General features: G+C 54.8%; 22 protein-coding genes. 10 read left to right on the forward strand and 12 right to left on the reverse strand.

Annotated elements, in window-relative coordinates:
* The first annotated feature begins 7 nt into the window (after nt 1-7).
* The 3 genes from LARV_RS12175 to LARV_RS12185 all read left to right on the forward strand — a co-directional run bounded on the left by LARV_RS12175 (nt 8) and on the right by LARV_RS12185 (nt 3431).
* Entirely contained in the window at nt 8-1909 is a 1902-nt protein-coding gene (locus LARV_RS12175) for a S9 family peptidase (protein ID WP_075073890.1), read from the forward strand.
* Nucleotides 1910-1920: 11 nt separating this feature from the next.
* On the forward strand, nt 1921-2817 hold the full coding sequence (locus tag LARV_RS12180; RefSeq protein ID WP_075073891.1) for a tRNA (adenine-N1)-methyltransferase: 897 nt from the start codon (nt 1921-1923) through the stop codon (nt 2815-2817).
* 83 nt (nt 2818-2900) lie between these two features.
* On the forward strand, nt 2901-3431 hold the full coding sequence (locus LARV_RS12185) for a CoA pyrophosphatase (protein ID WP_236709965.1): 531 nt from the start codon (nt 2901-2903) through the stop codon (nt 3429-3431).
* Nucleotides 3432-3486: 55 nt separating this feature from the next.
* Here the strand turns inward: LARV_RS12185 and LARV_RS12190 are convergent, their stop codons facing one another.
* The 6 genes from LARV_RS12190 to glpK form a co-directional block, all read right to left on the reverse strand.
* Nucleotides 3487-4140 (reverse strand): 50S ribosomal protein L25, encoded by a 654-nt coding sequence (locus LARV_RS12190; protein ID WP_075073893.1) that lies wholly within the window; start codon nt 4138-4140, stop codon nt 3487-3489.
* Between the two features lie 116 nt (nt 4141-4256).
* Nucleotides 4257-4625 carry a hypothetical protein gene (locus LARV_RS12195; protein ID WP_075073894.1) on the reverse strand — a complete coding sequence of 123 codons (369 nt, stop codon included), beginning with the start codon at nt 4623-4625 and terminating at the stop codon, nt 4257-4259.
* A 12-nt stretch (nt 4626-4637) separates the two neighbouring features.
* The gene (locus LARV_RS12200) at nt 4638-5027 is read right to left on the reverse strand and encodes a succinate dehydrogenase, cytochrome b556 subunit (RefSeq protein WP_075073895.1); all 390 of its coding nucleotides are present in this window, start codon (nt 5025-5027) and stop codon (nt 4638-4640) included.
* A gap of 11 nt (nt 5028-5038) precedes the next feature.
* Complete coding sequence (locus LARV_RS12205) at nt 5039-5770, reverse strand: succinate dehydrogenase/fumarate reductase iron-sulfur subunit (protein WP_075073896.1); 732 nt, start codon at nt 5768-5770, stop codon at nt 5039-5041.
* Nucleotides 5767-6960 carry an FAD-dependent oxidoreductase gene (locus LARV_RS12210; RefSeq protein WP_152031785.1) on the reverse strand — a complete coding sequence of 398 codons (1194 nt, stop codon included), beginning with the start codon at nt 6958-6960 and terminating at the stop codon, nt 5767-5769. The genes LARV_RS12205 and LARV_RS12210 overlap by 4 nt, the downstream gene beginning before the upstream one ends.
* A gap of 25 nt (nt 6961-6985) precedes the next feature.
* Nucleotides 6986-8482: a glycerol kinase GlpK gene (gene glpK, locus LARV_RS12215; RefSeq protein WP_075073898.1), complete on the reverse strand. Its 1497-nt coding sequence runs from the start codon at nt 8480-8482 to the stop codon at nt 6986-6988.
* 225 nt (nt 8483-8707) lie between these two features.
* Between glpK and LARV_RS12220 the strand changes: the two genes are divergently transcribed.
* Both LARV_RS12220 and LARV_RS12225 read left to right on the forward strand, forming a co-directional pair.
* On the forward strand, nt 8708-9610 hold the full coding sequence (locus LARV_RS12220; RefSeq protein ID WP_075073899.1) for a S1C family serine protease: 903 nt from the start codon (nt 8708-8710) through the stop codon (nt 9608-9610).
* On the forward strand, nt 9600-10208 hold the full coding sequence (locus tag LARV_RS12225; RefSeq protein WP_075073900.1) for a helix-turn-helix transcriptional regulator: 609 nt from the start codon (nt 9600-9602) through the stop codon (nt 10206-10208). The genes LARV_RS12220 and LARV_RS12225 overlap by 11 nt, the downstream gene beginning before the upstream one ends.
* A 21-nt stretch (nt 10209-10229) precedes the next feature.
* Here the strand turns inward: LARV_RS12225 and LARV_RS12230 are convergent, their stop codons facing one another.
* Nucleotides 10230-11798: a B12-binding domain-containing radical SAM protein gene (locus LARV_RS12230; RefSeq protein ID WP_075073901.1), complete on the reverse strand. Its 1569-nt coding sequence runs from the start codon at nt 11796-11798 to the stop codon at nt 10230-10232.
* A 169-nt stretch (nt 11799-11967) separates the two neighbouring features.
* Here LARV_RS12230 and LARV_RS12235 point away from each other — a divergent pair, with 169 nt between their 5' ends.
* The 3 genes from LARV_RS12235 to LARV_RS12245 all read left to right on the forward strand — a co-directional run bounded on the left by LARV_RS12235 (nt 11968) and on the right by LARV_RS12245 (nt 14746).
* Nucleotides 11968-13149: a sensor histidine kinase gene (locus tag LARV_RS12235; protein WP_075073902.1), complete on the forward strand. Its 1182-nt coding sequence runs from the start codon at nt 11968-11970 to the stop codon at nt 13147-13149.
* A complete protein-coding gene (locus LARV_RS12240) occupies nt 13146-13802 on the forward strand; it encodes a response regulator (protein WP_075073903.1) in 657 nt (218 codons plus the stop codon). The genes LARV_RS12235 and LARV_RS12240 overlap by 4 nt, the downstream gene beginning before the upstream one ends.
* Nucleotides 13803-13891: 89 nt before the next feature.
* Nucleotides 13892-14746 (forward strand): hypothetical protein, encoded by an 855-nt coding sequence (locus LARV_RS12245; RefSeq protein WP_152031786.1) that lies wholly within the window; start codon nt 13892-13894, stop codon nt 14744-14746.
* Nucleotides 14747-14750: 4 nt separating this feature from the next.
* On the opposite strand, the gene LARV_RS12250 is transcribed toward LARV_RS12245, so the two are convergent.
* A complete protein-coding gene (locus LARV_RS12250) occupies nt 14751-15590 on the reverse strand; it encodes a patatin-like phospholipase family protein (protein WP_075073905.1) in 840 nt (279 codons plus the stop codon).
* Between the two features lie 131 nt (nt 15591-15721).
* Between LARV_RS12250 and typA the strand changes: the two genes are divergently transcribed.
* Complete coding sequence (gene typA, locus LARV_RS12255) at nt 15722-17581, forward strand: translational GTPase TypA (protein ID WP_152031787.1); 1860 nt, start codon at nt 15722-15724, stop codon at nt 17579-17581.
* A gap of 61 nt (nt 17582-17642) precedes the next feature.
* Here the strand turns inward: typA and LARV_RS12260 are convergent, their stop codons facing one another.
* The 3 genes from LARV_RS12260 to guaB form a co-directional block, all read right to left on the reverse strand.
* Nucleotides 17643-19211: a M1 family metallopeptidase gene (locus LARV_RS12260; RefSeq protein ID WP_075073906.1), complete on the reverse strand. Its 1569-nt coding sequence runs from the start codon at nt 19209-19211 to the stop codon at nt 17643-17645.
* A gap of 41 nt (nt 19212-19252) precedes the next feature.
* Nucleotides 19253-20980, reverse strand: coding sequence for a dynamin family protein (locus LARV_RS12265; protein ID WP_075073907.1), 1728 nt, complete (start codon nt 20978-20980; stop codon nt 19253-19255).
* A gap of 105 nt (nt 20981-21085) precedes the next feature.
* The gene (gene guaB, locus LARV_RS12270; protein WP_075073908.1) at nt 21086-22567 is read right to left on the reverse strand and encodes an IMP dehydrogenase; all 1482 of its coding nucleotides are present in this window, start codon (nt 22565-22567) and stop codon (nt 21086-21088) included.
* Nucleotides 22568-22731: 164 nt separating this feature from the next.
* Between guaB and LARV_RS12275 the strand changes: the two genes are divergently transcribed.
* Nucleotides 22732-24189 (forward strand): MFS transporter, encoded by a 1458-nt coding sequence (locus tag LARV_RS12275; protein ID WP_075073909.1) that lies wholly within the window; start codon nt 22732-22734, stop codon nt 24187-24189.
* Between the two features lie 50 nt (nt 24190-24239).
* Here LARV_RS12275 and LARV_RS12280 read toward each other — a convergent pair whose 3' ends face one another.
* A complete protein-coding gene (locus LARV_RS12280; protein ID WP_075073910.1) occupies nt 24240-25208 on the reverse strand; it encodes a potassium channel beta subunit family protein in 969 nt (322 codons plus the stop codon).
* Between the last annotated feature and the right edge of the window lie 228 nt (nt 25209-25436).

Raw genomic sequence — 25436 nt, forward strand, 5'->3', positions numbered from 1 at the left:
AGTTCGCATGTACCGGATTGAATCGCTGCTATCGGCGCGCCTTTTTATCTCTCCCAAGCTGGTTGGGAACCGAATCTTCTTCATCTCCAATCTGTCCGGCCACCTGAGCCTGTATGCGATGGATCATGGCGGAAGCGTTCCTGAACCTCTGCTTCCTCCTCAAATTGCTCTGCAGAATCCCCATTTGATCGGCGGAGAGCCCTATTTTGTTTTCCCGGATTCGGGCAAAATCCTGGTCATGATCGACCGCGACGGTGATGAGAATTACCAGCCCATGATCATCCCACTGGATGGCGGTTTCCCGGAGCCGGCCTTCGAAGGTTTTTTCGAAGGGACCCGGGTTCACCTGGGAGAATGCGATGCCGAAAACAAGATCGTTTACCTGATCGCCGAATCTCGCGCGTCCGAAGCGATCACAACTTATCAGGGCAACCTGTCGACGGGTGAGCTCGTCAAACTGGCTGAAACGCCGTGGGGCACTTACCCGAACGGACACACCGCCGATCACCGCCGCGTATTGCTGATGGAAGGCTATACTTTTGGCGATTCGGTGTTGTTCCTGTGGGAACGGGGCAAGACCAACCGGGTCTTGATGGGTAAACCGATTCTCGATCGCGCCGAGGGCGAACAGGTTCCCCTGTACGGTTTCTCGAGCATGAATTTCACGTCGGATGAAAAATCCGCCCTGTGCCTGACCTCATTCTTCAAAGACACTTATTCACCTGCCGAGCTTGACCTGAATGCAACCCAGGATCTCCATCCGGTGGAAGTCAACGGATTGAAGCACAGCGGCGTCGGCGAGATGACCGGAATCTATGGCCTGGAAGGCGCGCGTTTTGCCCTGGATTACAACATCGATGGCGTATCCTGGCTGTACGAAGCCGAATACGATGCCGAACGTAAAGAATTCGATGTGAAGCATGTGCTGGTGGGCGAGGGCACACTGGCGAATGGCATGCTCGAATCCTTTTATTACGACAAGCCTGGCGACCGGTTTATTCTTTCATTCTCCTCGGCCACCTCTCCTACGCAGATCTATTCCATCGAAGGCCAGGAGCGCAACCTGATAATTCGCCATACCCGTGAAAAAGTCCTCGGCATCCCACAGGACCTCCTTTCGGACGGCGAAGACGCTTCGTATACCTCTTACGACGGCACGCGAATTTCTGCGCGTCTGTACCTGCCGGCCAAGGAATTGGGCTTCACGGGCTCGCGGCCGCTGGTGTATTACGTCCATGGGGGGCCGCAAGGCCAGGAACGCCCCGATTTTGCCTGGTTCTCGATGCCGTTGATCCAGTACCTCACCCTGAATGGCTTTGCTGTTTTTGTTCCGAACGTGCGCGGCAGCACGGGATACGGGATGCGTTACACGAAACAGGTCGATCATGACTGGGGCGGGTATGACCGGCTGGATCACGTCGAAGCCATGAAGATCCTTGAAAAGGATAAACGTGTGGATGTCCACCGCGCGGGTGTGGTCGGGCGTTCTTACGGCGGCTACATGACTTTGACGCTGGCAGCGCGCCATCCCGAATTGTGGAAGGGCGCCGTGGATATGTTCGGCCCGTTCGACCTGATCACTTTCTCGGAACGCATCCCGGAGACCTGGAAACCGTATTTCCGCATTGCTTTGGGCGACCCGGTCACGGATGCCGATTTCCTGAAGGAACGTTCCCCCAGGACGCACATCGAACAGATCACCTGCCCGCTTTTGGTTATTCAGGGGAAGAACGACCCGCGGGTGGTCGAGCGCGAATCGCACGATCTGGTCGAATATCTACGCTCGATCGGCAAGCAGGTCGACTATCTGATGTTCGAGAACGAAGGCCACGACGTTTTGAAATATGAAAACCGCGTGCGCTGCTACACTGAAATCACTGAATTTTTCAAGAAGACTTTGCAACCCTAACGGAGCCTCGATTGACCTGGACCTTACACGGCACGAACGCCCAGGAGGGCGATCTGGTACAACTGGTGGGCTTGAGACATAAGAGCTTTTTATTGAGTCTCAAAGCTGGCGCTGTCTTTCAAACCCACCGCGGCGTGATCAAACATGATGATCTGATCGGCAAACCCTGGGGAAGCCAGATCTTCAGCCACAACGGCAGCCCCTTCTTCCTCCTGCAGCCGGCGCTGGGGGATGTCATCCGCGAACTGCCGCGCAGCTCCCAAATCCTTTACCCCAAGGATATCGGTTATATCCTGGTGACCATGGGAATTGGTCCCGGCCAGCACGTAATGGAAGCTGGCACCGGTTCGGGTTCGATGACCACCGCGTTTTCGTTCGCGGTTGGCAAGGAAGGGCATGTCACGTCCTATGAGATCCGGCCGGACATGCAGACGCGGGCCAGACGCAACCTGGAACAGCTCGGCCTGGACGATCGCGTGACCCTCAAACTGCGCGATATCCGCGAAGGTTTCGATGAAACCGGCATGGATGCATTCTTTCTGGACGTGCAGTATCCGCATGAATATATCCCGCAGGTGCGGGCTGCTCTGAAACCGGGCGGTTTTTTTGGTTCGATCGTTCCGACCACGAATCAGGTGATTCGCCTGCTGACAGAGCTGCGGCTGAACCGGTTTGCATTTATCGATGTCGTGGAGACCATTTTGCGTTTCTATAAGCCGGAGCCGCTGCATTTCCGGCCCGTGGATCGCATGGTGGCGCACACGGGCTACCTGGTCTTCGGGCGGCCGATCATTGAGGATGAGACCCAAACATCGCCCGATTTGCTGCGCGAAATTGGGCTGTTGGGCCTGGAAGAACGCGACGAGAATTCGGACGATTCGGAAGCCAGCCCGGATCTGGAGGAGTAATTCAGCCTACGAATATGGATTCTGACGGAGCAATTTTTCTCGATCCATATTTTGACTCCAGAGTGCAGATGCGTCTGGCGGGCATGTCCAGCGTTCATTCTGCCCGCCCGCGAGGCCCGGACCGTCAGGCGGCGGTATTGGTCCCGCTGCTGCGCGAGGGGGGCGAATGGCATTTGTTGTTCATCCGGCGGTCCGTGGAAGTGCAGGATCATAAAGGCCAGGTGGCCTTTCCGGGTGGGGCGATCGAGACCGAGGATGCGGATGCAATCGCTGCTGCTCTGCGTGAAACCCGCGAAGAAATCGGCCTGCCGGAATCCTCCATTCGTGTGCTCGGACAGATGGCTGCCAGAACGACGGTTACACATTATTTTGTCACGCCGGTCGTGGGCGTCATCCCGTGGCCATTCGCCGTTCGAATGCAGGTCAGCGAAGTCAGCCGGGTATTCACCATTCCGTTGCGCTGGCTGGCAAAGCCTGAAAATCATACCCGCCGGGACTTTGTGCGCCCGGGCGGTATTCGGGGGATGGTGGATTTTTTCGAAGATTATGATGGTGAACTCCTGTGGGGGATCACCGCCGCAATGACGCTCGAATTTCTGGAAATCGTTCGATAATAAAAACAGGAGCAGGTGATTGCCTGCTCCTGTTTTATGTCGCGCTGGGTAATCTTTACGCAGCAGCTTCTTCGCCTTCTTCTTCCTTCTTGCCGCGTTCGATAACTTCAGGTTCGGCAGCGGCGGCTTCGACAGCTTCTTCGACGACTGCTTCTTCCTTGGTCGCGGTAGCCACAGCCACGATTTCATCGCCGGGGGTCAGGATTTCGACCTTGTCAGGAGCGACGACATCGCGAACGTAAATTGCGTCACCGATGGAGGCCAGGCTGGAGACATCGATCACGAACTGTTCGGGTAAATCCTGCGGGAAGCATTCGACTTCCAGCACATTCAGGTTGTGCACAATGTTGGCATTGAAGTCCTTGATCGCCGGGGCCAGGCCGGTGAGTTCGGTGCCGACGGCGGCGCGAATCTTTTCGGTCAGTGAAACGGCCAAAAAGTCGATGTGGATCAAGGCATTCTTGACGTAATCGCGTTGCTTTTCACGAACCAGCGTCGGATATTCTTTACCTTCGACATCGATCGTGACCAGACTGGAACCCGTGATCGTGGACAGGATGTGGGTCGCTTCGCGGGAATCCATGAGAATGGAGATGGGTTCCACGTGGTGACCGTAGATCACACCCGGTAGTTTACCTTCGCGGCGCAGAACACCGACTTTTTTCCCCGTCACGGTGCGGCGGGTTGCAGAAATGACTACTTTTTGCATTTTTATTTTTCCTTCGAGCGCCTCTCACCCGTTGGGGTTACCCTCGCTCTGTAGAATATGTTCCTGTTTCCAGGAATGAACACGAACCGTAATTTTAAGCGTCTTTTCGACCTGCGTCAAGCACCTTTTGCGGCGATGAAGAGTACCAACCAGGTCCCATAGGCAATTGCCGCGACGCCGATGATCAACAAGAGGACATTGATCCAGCGCAGCACCTGCCAGGACGGGTTCAAGTCGAGCAGGATGCTGCGGATCCCCAGCAAAGCATGTGCAACGACGAACACCAGAAAAACAATCTCCATGGCGGGAATGATTGGATTCTGGTAATAGGCCAGCACATCAGTGTAATTCAGCAAACCGTTGGGCGCGAGTAGGTGATTGACCCAGAAGTGTATTCCCAAAACGAGGATGATCACCAGTCCCGCGACGATCTTCAGCAGCCAGAGCCAGGCGCCTTCCTGCGATTTTCCGTTGGATGAAATCATGACTTGGGCCTCCTAATGGCCACCAAAGACCATGCTCCGGGCAAAGACGGCGATGCCGGCGACAGCGACGAGCATGAGTCCCAGGAATAATTGTTTCTGGTAACGGACGCCGACGCCAAAACTGTTCAGCGCGATGCGAATTCCGTTCAGGCCGTGAATGAGGCCGGCGGCGATGACGAGCATTTCGCCAAAGATGAAGACCGGATTCTTGGCGAAGGCAATGAAACTATCATACGCTTCGGGACCACGCGCCAGATTGCCCAGGACGATCAGGTGCATGAACAGGTAAAGCGTCAGCCCCAGGGCGGTGATGCGATTGAGAATAAACGCCCAGGTTCCCACCTTGCGGCTGCGCGGATCGAACCAGCGAATAAGATTTTCTGAATTGGATTCGTTTTTCATCATGAGAATCCTCAACGCGTAAAGAATTTCTGGATCCGGTAGCGCAGGACGTTCTTGCGCATATCCATGATTCGCCAGCCGGGATCGACGTTGGATGGACAGACAGCCGTGCATTCATAAGCGCTGTGGCAGCGCCAGACGCCATCCTGGCTGTCGACCAAAGACAGCAGTCCCGGATCGGCGGTCTGAAGGTAAGCATGCTGCGCGGCCGCCAGGACGCCGGGTCCCAGATATTCCGGTGTCGTCAGCGCGATCGGGCAGGCGCTGATACACATGCCGCATTCCAGGCAATCCACCAGCCGTTCGAAGCTTCCGTCTGGACGGACCTGCTGCTTTTTTTCGAAGGGCAGGCAGGCATCCTCGAGCGGCGCCACCTGGGAGAAATTCGTTTCGTCCAGTCGCAGGTAGAAGTCGCTCATATCGACCACCAGATCGCTGAGGACAGGGAAGTTCCGCAGCGGTTCGATGCGCACTTTCCCGCCATCGCGAGTCACCTCGCGCAACAGGGTGATGCAGGTGAGCTTTTCCACACCGTTGACGCGCATGCCGCACGCGCCGCAGGTCGAATGATGGCAGGCATGCCGGAAGGTCAGACTGCGGTCGTTGAACGCCCAGATGCGCTCGATGACGTCCAGAACATATTCGTCTGGATTCACATCCATGGGGAAATCGTCATAATGAACCGGCTGACCAGACTTTTGCCGGAATACTTCAAACGTGACGCGCCATTGAGTATCGCTCACGATTCACTCCTGGATCCTTGATAATACTGCCGGTAAGAGACCAACTCGAGGTCACGGGTCTGGCACTTCGCTGAAATGCCCAATTTCTCGCACACCAGATCGGCCGTTTTTTCAGCCATCAGGCGGCAGGTGGTCGCCTTGCCGCCGGTAATGGTGATCAGGCCGGGCGCGCCTTGATCGGCGTGATCGATGCACTCGAAGGTGCGCGACAGGCTGCGTGCGTCGCCCTGCGCGGCAATCAACGGACGGGCCGACATCCAGGCGCCGCGCATGCGCGCCTGAGCCACGGCTGGAACCAGTTCCGCCGCACGTTTGTGCATCAATTCGATTTGTTCCTCATAGACGGGGATGTAATTGACATCCCCGTGTTCGAAAGAGGTCGTACCGATCAGCACCATGCGGCGCTGCGGAACGAGAATATCACCGTCGTCCGGAATGCACAGGCGGTTGATGACGCGCTGCACCAATCGCTGGTTATAGGCCACCATGACACCCGGCGTGGGGCGGACCGGCACATCGACCTGCGCCATGGCTGTGATATCTCCCGCCCAGGCGCCGGTTGCGTTGATGATAATATCTGCCTGAACCGGGTAGGCCCGATCTTCATGGCGGTTCAAGAATTCCAATCCGGTGACCTGGCCATCCTCCCGGCGGACCAGATGAGTGATCTCACAATATGGGTGAAAAACCGCGCCGTATCGGCGGGCTGTTGCCGCGAACGCCAACGCCAGGCGCAGTGGATCGAAAGAACCATCCGGTACGGTGAAGGCTTTCAACAGCGTCGGGTTGAGATTGGGTTCCAGTTTGAGCGCCTGAACGGATGTCAGTTCTTCGACTTCGATGCCGCAGTCCGCGGCGCCGAGGGCAAACCGGTCGCCGTAGGCAACGTCCGAATCGGTCAGGGCGATGAACAGGCCGCCGTTGAATTCGATGCACTGTTTTGCGATCCTGCGTAGGATGCGGTTTTCCTGGATGCACTCCCGGCCGGCTTCCACATCTTCGACGCAATAACGCCCGCCGCTGTGCAGCAAGCCGTGCGTGCGTCCGGATGTTCCGGAAGCGATATCGCCGCGTTCATACACATCGACTGCACAACCGCGCATTTGAAGATCAAGCGCGAGCGCGCAGCCGGTGAAGCCGCCGCCGATGATCGCGGCTCTGGGTTTTGAATTCATGGATTGATTGGGCACAGGCTTATTTCCTAAAAAGATAAGGTTATTCGACCCAGTTCAGGGTTCGTGTGACGGCTTTCTTCCATCCGGCAAAGAGTCTGGAGCGCTGTTCTTCTTCCATCGCCGGCATCCAGGTGCGGTCCTGGCCCCAGTTGTTACGCAGTTCGGCAAAATCCGACCAGAAACCGACCGCCAGCCCGGCGGCATAAGCCGCGCCGAGTGCGGTCGTTTCGGTGATGCGCGGGCGTACAACCGGGACATTCAGAATATCCGCCTGGAATTGCATCAGCAGTTCGTTGGCCACCATGCCGCCGTCCACCTTGAGCGATTTCAACCGGACCCCAGAATCTTTCTCCATGGCATCGAGTACTTCGCGCGTCTGGTAGGCGGTGGCTTCCAACGCGGCCCGGGCGAGATGACCGCGGTTGATATAGCGCGTCATGCCGACGATGACGCCGCGCGCGTCGCTGCGCCAGTAAGGCGCAAACAGGCCCGAAAAGGCCGGCACAAAATAGATACCTCCATTGTCCTCGACGCTGCGCGCCAGAAATTCGATCTCGGCGGATTTTTCGATCATTTTAAAATTGTCGCGCAGCCATTGAACCAGCGCGCCGGCAATGGCGATCGAGCCTTCCAGACAATACACAGCCGGATCATAACCAATCTTATACCCCAATGTGGTCAGCAAACCGCTTTTACTGGGCACCGGCGTCGGGCCGGTATTCATCAACATGAAACAACCGGTGCCGTAGGTGTTCTTGGCTTCGCCCGGTTCGTAACAGGCCTGCCCGAAGATGGCCGCCTGCTGATCGCCCAGATCACCGGCGACCGGGATGCCCTCCAGTGTTTGGACCGCATAGCCGTAGATTTTCGAGGACGCGCTGATCCTGGGCAGCATCTGGCGGGGAATGCCCATCAAATTCAAGATTTCGGCGTCCCATTGCAAGGTTTGAAGATCCATTAAGAGGGTGCGCGAAGCGTTGCTGACATCGGTGACATGGATGCCGCCGCGCGGTCCACCGGTCAAATTCCAGATCAGCCAGGTGTCGATATTGCCGAAGATGGCTTCGCCCTTTTCAGCGGCTTCTCGTAAGCCGGGAATGTTGTCCAGAAGCCAGCGTATCTTGGGGCCAGAAAAATAGGTCGCCAACGGCAACCCGGTCTTCTCGCGCAACCGGTCCTGACCGCCATCTGCCGCCAGTTGATTGCAGAATACGTCTGTGCGCGTATCCTGCCAGACAATGGCGTTTGCGTAAGGTTGGCCAGTAAATCGATTCCAGACCACAGTCGTTTCGCGTTGGTTGGTGATCCCGACCGCCGCGATATCCTGGAGCGTAAGATCGGCTTTGTTCAAAGCGTTTGCGATCACTTCGCGTGTGTTCTGCCAGATCTCGAGCGCATCATGTTCCACCCAACCGGCTTTGGGGTAGATCTGTTGGTGCTCTTTTTGATCGGCGGTAATGATATTGGCGCTGTGATCGAATACCATGCAGCGTGTACTGGTCGTTCCCTGATCGATGGCAAGGATGAATTTCGGCATAAATCCTCCAGGTTTATTGTAAGAAGGGAGACCCTTGTTTCAATTTTGGCCCCATACCGCCAGAATTTTTGCGGGGAATGATCGAAAGGGCGATTTGACGGGTTCGTAAAAAGTATACACCGCTTCGCCGGGTAGACTACCAAAAATGGTGGTGACTCAGCCTTCACAATTTTCTATACTGCAATAGTAATCAGATGATTGAGATGGAAAGTCATTGGAGGAGTGATGAACACAAAACAATCGGCAAGTTTATTGGCGTCTTTTTCTGATGAAATGGCCGGTCTGGTCGAATCCGCGGGTGAATCGGTCTTTTCGGTGGCTGCCCGGCGTCGATTTCCGGCTTCCGGCTTTGCCATCGCGGATAATTTGATGATCACGGCCGATCATGTCATCGAGCAGGAGGATAACATCCTGGTTGGAAATGCCGCGGACAACTTTTCGGCCAGCCTGGTTGGAAGAGATCCGCAGCATGACCTTGCGTTGCTCAAAGTAGAACACATCCGCATGAAACCGCTCACCCCGGCTTCCGAACCCGCCCGGGTGGGCAGCCTGACTCTCGCGCTGGCACGGCCCGGCCGAACGATCCAGGCCAGCCTGGGCGTCCTATCCTCGAGTGGCGAATGGTCGTTCCGGCGAGAAAAAGGGACGCGGGCAATTTTGAGGGCAGAAGTAAGCGCCTACCCGGGATTCTCCGGCGGGCCTTTGATCGATGTCAACGGGGCAGTGCTGGGATTGAACACGTCCGCAATATCGATGGGCGGATTGGCAACCCTTTCCATGGCGTTTCTACAGGGCGCGATCGACCAATTGAAGACCTACGGGCATGTGCGTCAGGGATATCTCGGCGTGCGCTTCCAGGTCGTCGAGTTGGGAAGCGAGCAGGTGAAGCTCCTGGCGCGCGAGCAAAAGACGGGATTGCTTGTTTCCGGCATCGAGGAGAACAGCCCCGCTGCCAAAGGCAAGTTGCAGGTCGGGGATATTTTGATTGGATTGGGCGGCGAAGTGGTTTATAGTATAGAGACACTCCAGGCAATCCTCTCCGGAGATCGGATCGGCAAGGTGACCTCCATCGAGCTCCTGCGGGGTGGATCGGTGCAGATGTTGGAGGTGGAAATCGGTGAGCGATGAGGCGGTGACAATTCGCATCGGGCTGGTCAGCGCGCAGCCGCGGTTTACCACATGGCTCATGGCTGCGGTGGAAGACTCGCCGCGCCTGCGATTAATGCGCGTAGTCATGACAATCGATCGAATTGACCCGAAGGATATCGATATCCTAGTTCTTGCAGGGGAGGGTATGCCCCTGCAAGAACTCATTCTTTATCTCGAACGGAACTCTCTTCGGGGCGCTATTCTATTTTCGGTCGAGGGAGCGATCGATCCGAAAATACTGATGTCTTCCTCACGCCCCCTGGGTTGGCTTTCGCCAGAGATGACCCGCGCCCAATTTAGCGCGGCGATCGAAGCGGTTTATGCCGGATTCAACGTGATTTCAGCCGGAGAAGAATCGACCGGCGGCGATGTCGAAATCGAATCGCTCAGCGACCGGGAGACCCAGGTGCTGCGATTTATCGTCGAGGGCTTCAGCAATCAAATGATTGCCGAAGCCCTCCAGATCAGTGAAAACACGGTGAAATTTCACCTGACGAATATCTATTCGAAACTTGGGGTCTCGCGGCGCAGTGCAGCCATTCGAAAAGCCATCGGCAACGGGTTGATCGCATTATAACGACAGAATGCGCATAGCCAATTACTTGATCGAATACACTGCCTTATTGGACGCCAAAGATAAGACGGCCCTCTGCTTCGCCTTGACGACCGAGTTGATCCATTTGGGATTGGTTTGCAATTGCGTTTCGACGATTTTTCGGAAATGATATCCGTAAATTGTCATCGTAATGGCCATGGGCATTCGGTTGGGGAAGCGGAAGAGCGTCCAGAAGAACAGATTCCAGTATTGCTTGCGCTCCTTGCCCACAATTCCCAACAGGGTTATGGACCGCAGGAGGGCTTTAATCTCTCGAAATTCGATGTGCACGGGAGATTTATTGGGCTGGTAGACTTTCAGGAAAGTCTTGACGCGCGCATAGAAGTTCTTGGGGGAATAAATGGTCTGGATTACTTTTTGGTATCCCTTCGACAGGGCATAGGGGTCCATCTTGGGCAAGATGTTGGTCGAGCCATCCGCGTTGTCGCCGGTCATTTCGTTCAGGATACGGCCCTCCGCTTGTAGGCGGGTATATAGTTGCGTGCCAAACGGCGCCTGCAGCAGGCCGACCATGGCTACGTTGATGCCGCTTTCCTGGATGAAGCGAATTTGGCGATCGAAAATCGTCGCGGCATCGCTGTCGAACCCAACAATGAAACCCGCCATGATGTGCAGGCCGGCATGTTGCAATTTATGCACAGCCTCGAGCAGATCGCGATTCCGGTTCTGGGATTTGTGGCACTCGGTCAGGCTGGAATCATCCGGCGTTTCGATGCCGATGAAGATGCTGATAAAGCCCGCCGCAACCATCAATTGGATCAATTCATCATCGTCCGCCAGGTTGATCGATGCTTCGGTGATGAAATTACAGCCAACCTTGCCCTTGCGCCATTCGATGATGGCCGGCAGAACTTCCTCTTTGAGTTCCTTCTTGTTGCCGATGAAGTTATCATCCACGATAAAGATATTGCGCCGCCAACCCAGAGTGTAGAGTTGGTCCAATTCACCGATCAATTGCTCAGCGCTCTTCGTGCGGGGTTTATGCCCCAACAGGGCGGTGACGTTGCAGAATTCACAGTTGAACGGGCAACCGCGTGAATACTGGACAGCCATCGAATCATAGGCGTCCAGATCGAGCAACTCCCAGGCCGGGGCGGGGGACTGGCGGATATCAGCATATTCTTCCGTCCGGTAGAGATGCTGTGGGCGACCGGCTTCGAGGTCGGCCAGGAATTGAACCAGGGTGATTTCACCTTCGTTGAGAATAAAATGATCCACCTCGGGGAAACTCTCATATTCACCGGTAAAGAGCGGGCCGCCGGCCACGATCTTGATCTTTTTCTGTTTCGCCTGATGGATCACCTGTTTGACCGACTCGCGTTGAATATCCATCGCGCTGATGAACAGGTAATCTGCCCATTCCAGGTCCTGATCGGTAAGCGGTTGAATGTTCAGGTCGACCAGTCGCTTTTCCCATTCGCGGGGCAGCAGGGAAGCCACGGTGATCAAACCGAGCGGGGGATTGCACACCTTCTTTTCGACAAAATCGAGGGCGTATTTAAAACTCCAAAATGTTTCTGGAAAAATTGGCTGAACCAGCAAAATTTTCATCGTATACCTCCATGTATTTGCATTCGGCCTAAGGTTACAGCCGATAAGGAGGTTGAGTATGTGGAGTGAGTCACAAGCCACCTCATGTGTACCCCGTTACCCAATCCGCTCCAAACCGTGACTCGGATGGGATGGGTGTGACCCTGTGGGTCAGTTATAATAGGGCTGTATGAATACAGTTTCGCGGCCAATTAAAGTAGGAACAAATGCCGATCTGGCTTTTGCGGTGGTTGTTTTGGCGTCCTATTTTGCGACGTTCAGCTCCATTCGCCGGACATCGGCCATCGAACTGATCTTGATGATTGGTTTTGGCGTCGCTTATATCCTGATTGGCATTTATGGTTATGCTTCGGCGCGTGAATCCAGCCGGTTCAAGTATCAATTGGCTTATTTCGTCATCCAAATTCCGTTGGGCTGTTTGATCATCTACCTTGGAAAAGGCGCAGCCTATAACGCCCTGTTGTTGTTGCCGCTCATGGCGCATGCGGTGATCCTGCTATCCCCACGACTGGCGAACATTGTGGGGGGCGTGATTTTGGTCGGGTATGTCGTAGCCATCCGGGCTTTCTCACCTGATTGGACCATGGTGTGGAATGGCCTGCCGACCTTCCTCGCGGGTCTAGTATTCATTACCGTATTCACTCAAAGCGCGGTCAGCGAGGAACGCGCCCGGGCGGAAGTCGAACGCCTGGTCGGCGAACTGACCACCGCCAACCAGCAACTACGGGCTTATGCCGTTCAGGTGGAAGAACTGGCCATCGCTAAAGAACGCAACCGGCTGGCGCGCGAAATTCACGATGGCCTGGGGCATTATCTGACCACCATTCATATGCAGATTCAGGCTTCCAAGGCGATCATGGCAAAGGATCCGCAAAAGGCCATGGACGCATTGGACAAGGCCCTGGATATGACGCATCAAGCGCTGGCGGATGTGCGCCGCTCGGTAGCTGCGTTGCGTTCGCCGGCCATGCTCGACCTGACTTTATCGGACATGCTTGCGGAGTTGGTTGAGAATGTCAAATCAGGCGGCATGAAGGCTGAACTCGAAATAGAAGGAGAACCCCGCACGCTTTCTCCTCAGGCGCGTTTGACGCTGTACCGCTCCGCGCAGGAGGCTCTAAATAATTCCTTGAAACACTCCCAGGCAACAAAGCTGTCGGTATTGCTTGATTTTCAAACCAAAGATAGGGTAAGCTTGAGAATAGAGGATAACGGACTGGGTACGGACCAGTTGGACGGCGGATTCGGGTTGATCGGAATGAAAGAACGCGTCCACATGCTCGACGGCGATATTCAAATCCAAACCGCCAAAGGACGGGGGTTTAGAGTGGAGATACGATTACCGGGATGAACCCAATCAAGATATTGATCGTCGATGACCAGGCTCTGTTTCGCGAGGGGCTGCGGACGCTACTCTCTGTCCAATCCGATTTCGAAGTGGTTGGCGAAGCCGGCAACGGTGAAGAGGCGCTGCGCTATGTCGCCCAGTATCGTCCAAACGTCATCCTGATGGATTTACGGATGCCGATCATGGACGGCGTCACCGCCACCCGCCGGCTGCGCGAATTGTACCCGGAGTGCAAAGTCATCGTTCTCACGACTTTCGATGACGACGAGGACATTTTCGAGGGCATGCGCGCCGGCGCAGTGGGATATCTCCTCAAGGATGTCTCTTCGGAAAAGTTATTCGAAGCCGTCCACGCGACCAGCCGCGGCGAATATTTCTTGCTGCCGTCCATCACAGCCAAGGTGATGGCTGAATTTTCGCGGCTTTCCCGGCCGGCGCCGAAACCGGATTTCGAATTGGTGGACCCATTATCTTCCCGCGAAGTCGAGATTCTGCGCCTGGTATCGACGGGATTGTCGAACAAAGAAATCGCCGATAAATTGGTCATTGCTGAAGGCACCGTGAAGAATCATCTGACCAATATTCTGGCGAAATTATCTGCGAAAGATCGCATGCAAGCGGTGATCAAGGCCAGGGATTTGGGCATCATTCCCTGAGGAATATGCCTGACGCCAAAAAGATTATGACTTGAGGCACATGCGAGTCCCGGCCAAAGCAGGTATTCTTTACACTCAGAGGTCCATAAATGCAATTACCCGAAATTCATCCAAATAACCAGCAACCCCGCAGAGGAATTGCTTCTGTGGCGGGATTGGCTCTCATTGCAACGGGATTGGTCGTTCTTGCCGAACAGACTTTTAAGACGGGTTGGCTGATCCTGGTAGCCTTACCCTTGATCGGGGTCGTTTTCTTTGCTTCATTGGTCCGGCAGCAGCGGTTGGGTCTGACCATACCAGGCAGCCTGGTTTTGACCATTGGAATCGGCCTGCTCCTGGCGCTAAAAGTATTTGCCAAAGCGGGATGGGCGGTGCAATTCGGTTTCATACTACTGGTATTTTCTTTCGGTTGGGCACTGATCACAATCGTCACCCATTTTGTAGGAAGCAAAGACGTCCTGTGGCCGTTGATCCCTGCCGGCGCCATCTTTTCGCTGGGCGCCAGTTTCTTCTGGGGCGATTTGAGCCTGATTAGCTTTGTATTCTTCATCGTCACCGGGTTCGGCCTCGTGTTCCTGTTGACAGGCATTTATACCCGCTTGTTTGGGTTGATCCTGACCGGCGCCCTTTTGGTGGGCATCGGTCCCGGTGTGTACTTCGGATGGAACCAGAATGCGGGTCCGAATGCGCTGGCCCAGACAGGCATTATGCTGGTCTGGTTCTCGCTGGGATGGGGCATTCTCACGGTTTTGAATCGGGCCCTGTTTCATAAATTCATCTGGTGGCCGTTGATCCCCGGTGGAATCCTTGGAATGGTCGGCTGGGGGCTTTATATTGGTGGAAATCCCGGAAACGCACTAAGCTTCATCGGAAACACGGGTTCGATTGGCCTGATCATTTTTGGCGCCTATTTGCTGTTGATGAAGCGCGGCCTGCACCAATAACACCCTAGTCATAGACAGCTTCCAGGATGGCCCCCAATTTTTCCTGGGCAGCCAATTCGCCGGCCCGGATGATCTCCTTCGCACGATGAAAACCGAAAAGAAGAGATATCTCGGGAGAAATATGCGGCTCGATCAGAATTTCCGGCCTGTTTAGCTCCAATTGATGGCGGGTCAATTCGGCGACCATAATCAACTCGGATAGATAGAAATCGTTGAAGAACTCAGGCAGTGGGATCGGCCAGCGGATATGCCTGGGCGGCTCGACCCATTGGGCCTGATTTTGCGGGCATAAATGGACATCGACCGCGATCACGCAATCCGCGCCGGCTTGTTTCACGAGTTGGATTGGTAAATTATCCAATACACCCCCATCGACAAGAATCCGGCCATCGTCAAGGACGGGTTTGAAGATGCCCGGAACGGCGATAGTCGCATAGACGGCCGGCAAAACCGAACCTGACGAAAGCAGGATTTCACTTCCCGTCAATAAATCCACAGCGGTCAGGGTGGTTGGAATCTTCAAATCTGCAAACGTCAAACGTTCACCCAGCCATTCACGAATGTAATTGCGAACTTTCTGTCCTTCCAGCAAACCGCGACGTTGCGGCGTAAGGTCGACCAGTTTCATGAATTCCCTTAAGTGCGAGAAACGAAGCGCGCGATCTTCTATTTCCGCCGGGGAGAAACCCGCTGCATAAGTTACCGCCACCAATCCACCCATACTCGTGCCGGCCAGAAGGGAAATGGGGATCCCGGCTTTTTCGAGTACTTTCAAAACACCGATATGCGCCAAACCGCGCGCGCCGCCGCCGCTCAGTGCCAGACCTATTTTCTTCGCTTCCATTTTCACACCCTCGGAATGTCTGATGAATATTCCCCTCTTTGCAAAGATATCCTCCTCATGATATTATTACACGCTTGTCGACTGGATTCATTAATCCCGTCGAGTACGCTGGAATGGGAAAAGCAGGAATTATGCTGACTGAACGAAAAGACCTTAGAAATATCGCTATTGTTGCGCATGTCGATCATGGAAAAACGACTCTGGTGGATGGTTTGCTTCGCCAGGCCCGTGTGTTTCGAGACAACCAGCAGGTTGCCGTGCGGGTGATGGATTCGAACGACCTGGAACGGGAACGTGGAATTACGATTCTGGCCAAGAATACGGCTGTCACGATACCTGACCCGGATACGGGTCAGGTGGTGAAAATCAATATCGTCGACACACCCGGACATGCCGATTTTGGCGGTGAGGTTGAGCGAGTCATGAACATGGTCGACGGGGTTCTTCTGCTGGTGGATGCTGCCGAAGGTCCCATGCCGCAGACGCGATTCGTGTTGAAAAAAGCGCTTGAGATTGGTCATCGGGTCATCGTTGTGATCAACAAGATGGACCGGAAAGACGCCGATCCCGACCGGACATTGAACGACACCTTCGATCTGTTCATCGAGCTGGGCGCCACCGAAGAACAGGCGGATTTCCCGGTTATTTACGCGAATGCGGTCACGCAGCAGTCCAGCTTAACGAAGGAAATGGGCCCGGATTTGCAGCCGTTGTTCGAAGCCATTCTGCGGCACATTCCCGCGCCCCGCGTCGATCTGGAAGCGCCCTTCCAGATGCTAGTCACCAACTTCGGATACGACGACTACCGCGGCACGACTGCCATGGGACGTATCTTTGCCGGAAAAATCACGGCCGGGCAGGCGATCGCCCGGATGACCGTCGAGGGCCAGATTGTGCCTGAACATGCCCGTTATTTATCTGTGCAGCAGGGTCTGGAAAAGGTGGAAGTCGAACAGGCGGAAGCCGGCGATATCATCGAGGTGGCCGGTCTGGAAGGAATTGCGATCGGCGAAACACTTGCCGACCCGCAAAACCCGGTTGCCCTACCGCCGATCCATGTGGAACAACCCACGGTGCGCATGACCTTTGGCGTCAACACCTCGCCATTCTCGGGCCGCGAAGGCAAATGGAGCACTTCCCGAAAATTGCGCGAGCGCCTTTTCGAAGAGCTCCGCCATAATGTTGCCTTGCGTGTCCAGGAAACGGAATCACCAGATACCTATATCGTCTCGGGACGTGGTGAATTGCACCTGGCCATCCTGATCGAAACCATGCGCCGCGAAGGTTATGAATTCCAGGTTTCCAGGCCCGAAGCCATTTTTCAGGTGAACGAGAAAGGCGAAACCCTGGAGCCTTTCGAAGATGTGCATGTCGACACCAGTTCTGAAACGATGGGTGCAGTGGTGGAAATGCTCGGCACGCGGCGTGGAAAAATGCTGGGCATGTCGAACAACCCGGACGGTACGGTCCACTTACATTATCTGGTCCCGACGCGCGGTTTACTGGGCTTCCGGTATCAGTTCCTGACCGCCACCCGCGGCATGGGCATCATGAACGCCATCTTCCAGGATTACGAGCCGGTTGCCGGGCCGATCACGACCCGCACCACCTCTTCCGTGGTGGCCTGGGAATCGGGTACGACGGTCACCTATGGCTTGAAAAACGCCGAGGAGCGCGCCACGCTTTTCTTTGGACCTGGCATCGATGTCTACGAAGGCATGGTGGTCGGCGAGACCTCCCGCCCGACGGATTTGATCGTCAATGTGTGCAAGAAGAAGCACCTGACAAACATGCGCTCCTCGAATAAGGACATTGAAATTCGCCTGACGCCGCCACGTGTCCTCAGCCTGGACGAGGCCATGGAATTTCTGGCGGACGATGAGCTTCTGGAAGTCACCCCGCAGAATTTCCGCATTCGCAAGCGCATTCTGAATACAGAAGAACGCGGCAAGCAGGCCAAGAAGGAAAAAGAAGTCCTGGGCGAAAGCTAGATGGATAACAAAACGACGGCATCAACGCCGTCGTTTTTTATACCCGGTTTGCTTCACGCTCTCAGGGTGTAACGCCCCATTCCTGATAAAAATCTGTCAAATCACAGCCGCATTGTTTTTCGAAGGCTGACAGCAGCACCTCGGGCCCTACGAACTGGTAGGCATTCTGCTGGTAGTAATCCGAAAGGGCAGCTCCGAAGGACGTGTCGCCGATCTTCTTGCGCAGTTCCCAGAAGAAAAGGGCGCCTTTCTGGTATACCAGGCTGGCGTAGGCTGCCGACTGGTCCTGATAGACGCTCAACGGGTCGCCGATTTTCAGCTTGCTTTCGCCCGAGGACTTCTCAAACTCGCTAACGCTATTCTCGAAGTATTGGATGGTGCCATCCAAAAAGGATGGATTGATGCTTTCGAGATATTCGAAAGAAGAATATGAGGTGAGGGCTTCATCCTGCCATGGGTTTTCCTGAACGTCATTGCCGATTACGCTGTACCACCATTGGTGAGCCACTTCATGGGCAATGACCATGGCCCGGATGTTGAAATCTTTTTCCGGCGCATATAGATAATGACCGATCATGATCAGTCCCGGATATTCGACGCCGCTGGCGTTATTGATGGGCATGGAAACCACATCCAGTTCGTTGAACGGGTATTCGCCGAACTTCTCTGAGAATAATTCCAGAGCCTGATTGGCAACCTGCAGGCCGTCCTTTTGAGCGATCTCATTCCCGGGCAATGCCCATTCACGAACGATGCCCAGGTTATTCTCGATCTCGCTGACGATGAAGTTTGGACTGGCGGCGATCATGAAATCGCGCGTCGGTCCGGATACCACCTCGATCTCCTGAATATCTCCCCGGGTTTCCTGGCGAACTTGAGTTCCGGTTTCAGCGACCTTCCATTCGGCCGGACTTTGGATGATGACGTGGAATAAACCCGTTTCGCTGGTGACTGCGTCCCCCAGTGGACTGATTTCCTCTGCCAGCCAGCCGTTGGCATTCCGGGCTGCCAGAATGGGGTACCAGTTTGCTAGGGTCAGAAGGTTATTCGTCGGATCATGATTGAAAATACCATAGGTCGAATTGCTTTCCGGAACCTGTCCATGAAAACTTAGTTTCGCGTGGGCAGTCTTCCAGGGCTCGAGGGCTTGCGGCATCAGAATCCGTAATGCGCTGTGATCTTTAAGGAAATCTTGTGTTTGAACGGATTGATTCGCTATTTCAACCGAATCGACCGTCAATTGCCCGGCGTAGTTATAAGTTGTGTTCGGATAAAGGCGAAATACCAGATCCGTGATCTCGGATGGCGATTCATTCAGGTAAGCCAGGTTCAAGGTGCCCGTATAGCTTAATCCCGATGCGTCGATTTGCAGTGTTAATTCATAACAGGCATTGATGCCGGCTATTTCCAAATCATTCTGGTGATCCGAATTCAGGGCAGCGGTTTGCTGATCCGAATGACAAGCCGGGTCCTTCAGAAAATCCTGGTAGGCGATCGGCGACGATGTTTCGGCGACGGGTAGGGGGGCATCGATCGGGGTGCGCGTTGGAGAGGGGCTGGTCGGCGCAGCGCAAGACGCCAGGAATAACCCGAGAATTAAAATGGACACAGACCGGAAGATTGAACTCATATGATTTCCCCTTTTGAGCTGTCGAATGGGTCCGAAGTCGATTACCAGTTTTCGATGATCGATCGCAAGCTGGCAATTTCCAAGTTGGCGGATTTCAGTTCATGCTGTACTTGATCGGAGCGATTGGTCTCGGCGCGCACGAAACGCGTGTAGGGCCCGATCGCTTCAGCCATTCGCAGCAGGCTGCGCTCGATTTCCTTTTCGAATTCAGCACGCAGCGATTGGATCAATTCACTCCGTAATTTCGCCAATTTACCATGAAGTTCATTTTTCGCCTGGCGGCGCTTGGCCGGAATGATAAACAATCCCAGGGCCGCCACCAGACTGGCAGCGACGATCCCGGTGACATCGGCGGCCATGGTGGTAGCCAATGTGGTGATCAAAGCACCCAATCCGAGCGCGCCCACCTCGACCGCAGCCGAGACCGCGACCGCATTTTGGGCGCCAAGCGCCATTTTGGCCGATTCGACGCGTTTGTCATAGGTTTCGACGACGCGGTTTGCTTCGCGTCCCAAGGCATCCAGCAGGCGGTTGCGGTCATAGGTGAATCGGTCGCCGGCTCCCTCGCCGATGATCCTGTTCTTATACTCGCGCTGGCGTTCAGCCAGGTAATCGTTGATGGCCTTCAACTGCCTGAGATCCGAATCCACCAGCCAATCGATGAGTTCGTTGATCTTGCGATCCACCCGCTGAGGAACATCGGCCACGACCTGGGTTTCAAATTGGTGTTGAATGCGGTCCTTGCTCAACAGATCCAAGACCCTGGCCAGCCGGAAAACGTCCTCGAAGAAATCGTCGCCGCGTTTTTCCATTTCAAAGAAGATATTTTCGATGTCGGCCATGCGGAAAGCAAAATTTCTCTGCATATCTTCTTTATAAATGGCCTGTTGAGTCTCGACATTTTGGAGCATGCTGCGATCTTCTTCGAGTAGTTGGCGCTGAACTTCGTTCGCGGCGGAATATTTGTCGACCAGATGGGCTGCCACACCCAGTGGACTGCTGAATTTCAAGCGCACCTGGCTGGCCTGATCGAGCGCGTTCTGGATATAGGTTTCCAGATCCTCGAAACGACTGGTCTGCCACAATTGAGGTTCGCCGGTTTTTGCGCGCAACGCCTGACGCGCGCTGACCGGGAAGATATCCGGGGTCATGCCCAGCAGGGAAAACGCGTTCTCCCGGACAAAGGTCGCGACCTGGGTAAGTTCATCCTCGCTTTGGAAGAGATCGATCTTATTCACGACCAGGACGACTTTTTTCCCCCAATCGCGGATGCACTGCAGGAAATGGCGCTCGCTTTCGGTGAAAGGGCGGTCTGCCGATGTGATGAAGAGCACCAGGTCGGCTCGCGGGACGAAATGGGTGGTGATTTCTTCATGTTCGCGGATGACCGCATTCGTCCCGGGGGTATCGACGATGCTGATTTCGGATAGCAATTCGATCGGCAGGAATATCACCTGATGATTTTCTTCGATCCGGCTTTGCTCGGATTTGTCGCCAAAGCGCAAAATGTTGATTTGCGTTGTGGTGGGTGTGACGCCTTCCTTGAGAAGTTTCTGGCCGAGCAGGGCATTGATAAAAGCGCTCTTGCCGGAATTGAATTCGCCCACGATCACCAGCAGGAAAAGATCGTCCAACTGGTGAATCGATTGACCCAACGTATCCAGATCTTCCCTGGTGGCGTTGAAATCAACCAGCTTGACGCGCAAGTCGTTGAGGAAGCCGCGTTCGCGCAGAAGAATGGCGTCTTGTTCCGGGGCGAGAATCTTCATGGATTAGTTCTCCTTGAAGGTGATTATAGCATGGCGGTTAAGACGATCGAATTATAAAAAAAAGCCGCTGGGTGAGCGGCTTAAGGAGGATAGTTTTTGGATAGTTTAATCGCGCTGTTGGTAGTTGGGCGCCTCGCGGGTAATGGTCACGTCGTGCGGGTGGCTTTCGACCAGGCCGGCGTTGGTAATGCGTACGAATCTGGCGTTCTTGCGCAGGTCGTTCAGTCTGGCGGCGCCGGCATAGCCCATCCCGGAGCGCAGCCCGCCCACCAGTTGAAAAACGAACTCGGACAGCGGTCCTTTGAAAGGCACCATCCCTTCGACGCCTTCAGGCACCAGCTTGCCGGGTTTGCCCTGACCGGTGCCGTAGCGGTCGCGGCCATAGCCCTGCATGGCAGCCTGTGAGCCCATGCCGCGGTACATCTTGAATTGGCGGCCTTCGTAAAGCACGACTTCGCCCGGGGCTTCTTCCAGACCGGCCATGAGACTGCCCAGCATTACGGTTTCGGAACCGCCGGCGATAGCCTTGACGATATCGCCGCTGTATTTGATACCACCGTCAGCGATGACCGGAATATCCTTTTTCCAGCCGGCGCGAGCGCAGGCGTAGATGGCGCTCATCTGCGGCATGCCCGTCCCGGAGATAATGCGTGTGGTGCAAATCGAACCGGCGCCAACACCCACTTTGACCGCGTCTGCTCCGGCATCGATCAATGCCTGGGTGCCTTCGGCGGTCACCACGTTGCCCGCGATAACAGGCAGGTTGGGCCAGGCTGTTTTGATACGCTGCAGGGCACGGATGACGCCGGCGGAATGTCCGTGGGCAGTGTCGATTTCCACGACGTCCAATCCCCGGGCCAGCATTCCCTCAATGCGGATTTCGATATCATTGCCAACTCCGACGGCGGCGCCGACCAGAAGCCTGCCCTTCGAATCGCTGGAAGCATTTGGGAAAAGTTGCTTCTTCTGGATGTCTTTTACCGTGATCAAGCCGCGCAGGATGCCCTGATCATCGACGAGCGGCAATTTTTCGATGCGGTTTTCCTGCAGGATGCGTTTTGACTGTTCCATCGTCGTTCCGACCGCCGCAGTTACCAGGTTACGGCTGGTCATAAATTCAGAAACCGGCCGGCCGTAATCTTTTTCTTCGGCAAAACGGATGTCCCGGTTGGTCAGGATACCCACCAGACGATTGGAAGGCCCTTCGACGATCGGTACACCGCTGATGTGGTAATGAGACATCAGCGCCTCGGCGTCCCTGAGTGTCGCGTCCGGCATCAGCGTGATGGGGTCGGTAATCATGCCCGATTCGGAACGCTTCACTTTGTCGATTTCTTTGGCCTGGTCTTCGGGTGACATATTGCGGTGCAGGATACCGATGCCCCCTTCACGGGCCAGCGCAATCGCCAGCCGGCTCTCAGTGACCGTGTCCATGGCCGCCGAAAGGATCGGCACATTCAGATAAATATCCCCGGCCAGGCGGGCGCGGATATCCGTCTGCGAAGGCAGGATCTCACTGTAGCCAGGTACGATTAATACATCATCAAACGTTAGCGCGTCAGAAGATTGGAACAGATCTTCGTTCATTCCGTCATCCTTATCGGGTCTAGTATTGCCCTGAAATATACCATAAAGTATGCTTGTCTCGTCCGCACAATATCATAAAAATCCATAAATGGACCTCATGTATCGCAGGTCGCGTGGTTAATGCTACAATTCAGCCTCTAGTCATATGTGATGAAAGGTAGTTCATGAATCCGTCTTACGCGGTGAAGAGTAATCCTGAAATCGATTATCGCAAAAAATGGTATGTCATGGCCGCGGTGGCGATGGGTGTGTTCCTCAGCACGATCGACGGCAGCATCGTCAATATTGCTCTTCCGACACTGGTAAAAGAACTCGGTCAACCTCTGGCAATCGTCGAATGGGTCGTACTGGCCTATTTATTAACGGTGACTACATTGATGATCGGTATGGGGCGGTTAGCCGACATGATCGGCAAGAAACCCCTCTACGTAGCCGGATTTGTGATTTTTACAGCCGGATCAGCGTTATGTGGATCGTCGGCGACGGTCGGAATGCTGGTCGGATTTCGCGTTTTCCAGGCCGTAGGCGCATCGATGATGATGGCGTTGGGCACGGCCATCGTGACCGAAGCATTTCCGTCCGAAGAACGCGGTAAGGCCCTGGGCATAATCGGTCTCATGGTTTCGATCGGCGTGATTGCCGGCCCGACCATCGGCGGTATCATCCTCGAGCACCTGACCTGGAACTGGTTGTTCTTCGTCAACATCCCCGTCGGCCTGGTCGGAATACCGATGGTGCTGCGTTTTGTCCCGGCCATCCGTCCGAAAGGCCACCAGCGCTTCGATTACTGGGGCGCGGTTCTGCTCCTGGTCAGTCTGTGCAGTTTTCTGTTGGCCTTGTCGATCGGCGAGGAGATCGGCTACGCCAAGCCGGTCATCCTCGGCATGTTCGGCCTGTTTGCGGTGACGCTGGCTTTATTCGTTCGTGTGGAAAAAACAACCCCAGAGCCAATGATCGACACGACCCTGTTCCGTAACGGATGGTTCAGTGTCAATCTGGTCACCGGCTTTATGACCTTCGTGGCCAGCGCCGGAACGATCCTGCTGCTGCCGTTTTTCCTGCAGGACGTTATCGGCCTCTCCCCACGCACGACGGGGCTGTTGATGGCGGTGAACCCGATCGCAATCGGCGTGCTGGGGACCATTTCCGGGGCGCTTTCGGATCGAATCGGTTCGCGAAAATTGACCACCCTCGGGCTGTTCTTCCAGATTCTAGGGTATTGGCTGATTTCCGGTATCACGCAGAATACACCGTTATTCGAATTGGTGATGCGAGCACTGCCCATGGGCATCGGCCTGGGCATATTCCAATCGCCGAACAACAGCGCCGTCATGGGGGCCGCCCCGCGCGAACGGTTGGGTGTCGTTTCCGGCATGCTTTCCATCAGCCGGACCCTGGGGCAGATGGTGGGCATATCGATCCTCAGCGCTGTGTGGGCCATGAAAACGACCCGGAATTATCTGCTGGGGATTATTCTGCTCAACCAGGCGGAGGCGGTTGGTTTTCAACAAACGACCGGGTTACTGGTATTTTGGATCGCGGCTGCTTTCTTGCTCAGCTTCTGGACGTTGATGCAAGAGAGGAAGGCGGCAAAAACACAGCCGGCCGGCGAGATGATGTGAATCAAAAATCGGGAAGGATAACCCTTCCCGATTTTCACTTCTGTCGATCGTTAAATTTCCGGTTTGTTTCCCAGAATCTGATCGATTTTAGCCATGATCTCGTCGGTCAGTTTATCGACCAGATCCAGGGCTTTCATATTCTCTACGACCTGCTGCGGCCGGCTGGCGCCGGTAATTACGGTGCTGACATGGGGGTTCTTCAAGCACCAGGCCAAAGCCATTTGAGCAACCGTGCTGCCCAGGTCGCCGGCGATAACCTGAAGCTGGCGGACTTTGTCGATTTTCTCCGGATCGAGGACTTTTTCTTTCAGCCAATCGAAACCCTTCAAGGCAACGCGGCTGTCTGCTGGGACACCTTCATTGTATTTCCCGGTCAATAAACCAGAGGCCAGCGGACTCCAGATGGTCGTTCCGTATCCAAGCTCGCGAAACACGGGCAAGAGGTCTTTTTCCATGTTTTCACGGGTGAACATATTGTATTGGGGTTGTTCCATACTGGGCGGGGTGAGATGGTTCTGCCGGGCAAAACTATCGGCGCGCATGATATCCGCAGCGCACCATTCGGAAGTGCCCCAATAGAAGGCTTTGCCCTGTTTGATGAGCACGTCCATGGCCCGCACGGTTTCCTCGATTGGGGTTTCGGGGTCTGGGCGATGGCAGAACAGAAGGTCGACATATTCCATCTGTAGCCGGCGCAGTGAATTATTGACGCCTTCGATGATGTGTTTGTGAGAGAGCCCTTGGTCATTCGGCCCCTGGCCTCCCCAGAAGACTTTTGAGGAAACGACCAGATCTTCGCGCCGCCAGCCGGCTTTTCGGATCACGTTGCCCATTACAATTTCGGCGTTCCCGTTGGCGTAAGCCTCAGCATTATCGAAGAAATTGACCCCGGCTTCGAAAGCGGCATGCATGCACTTGTCGGCGATTTCTTCCCCAACCTGGCCTCCATACGTGACCCAGGCGCCGAGCGATAGTTCACTGACTTTTAGTCCAGCCTTTCCAAGATGACGGTATTGCATGAGAAATTCTCCTCTCAGGTGCTATTCTGATTGTTCAGTATACTCAGGCTGCCGGAAAATCTCCAGAGGTATATTTGTTGTATTTTTACCCTAGCTGTCGCTTTTATGGGTGACGATTTTCACAAATTATATGATCTATGTAATCAATATTCACCGATTTTCTTGATTTGTGGGATAATACGGGCTTATATCCTTTACGAGGTACGCGCGTGAACCATTCTCCATCGC

Origin of the sequence: Longilinea arvoryzae (assembly GCF_001050235.1) — a bacterium.
Lineage (GTDB): Bacteria > Chloroflexota > Anaerolineae > Anaerolineales > Anaerolineaceae > Longilinea > Longilinea arvoryzae.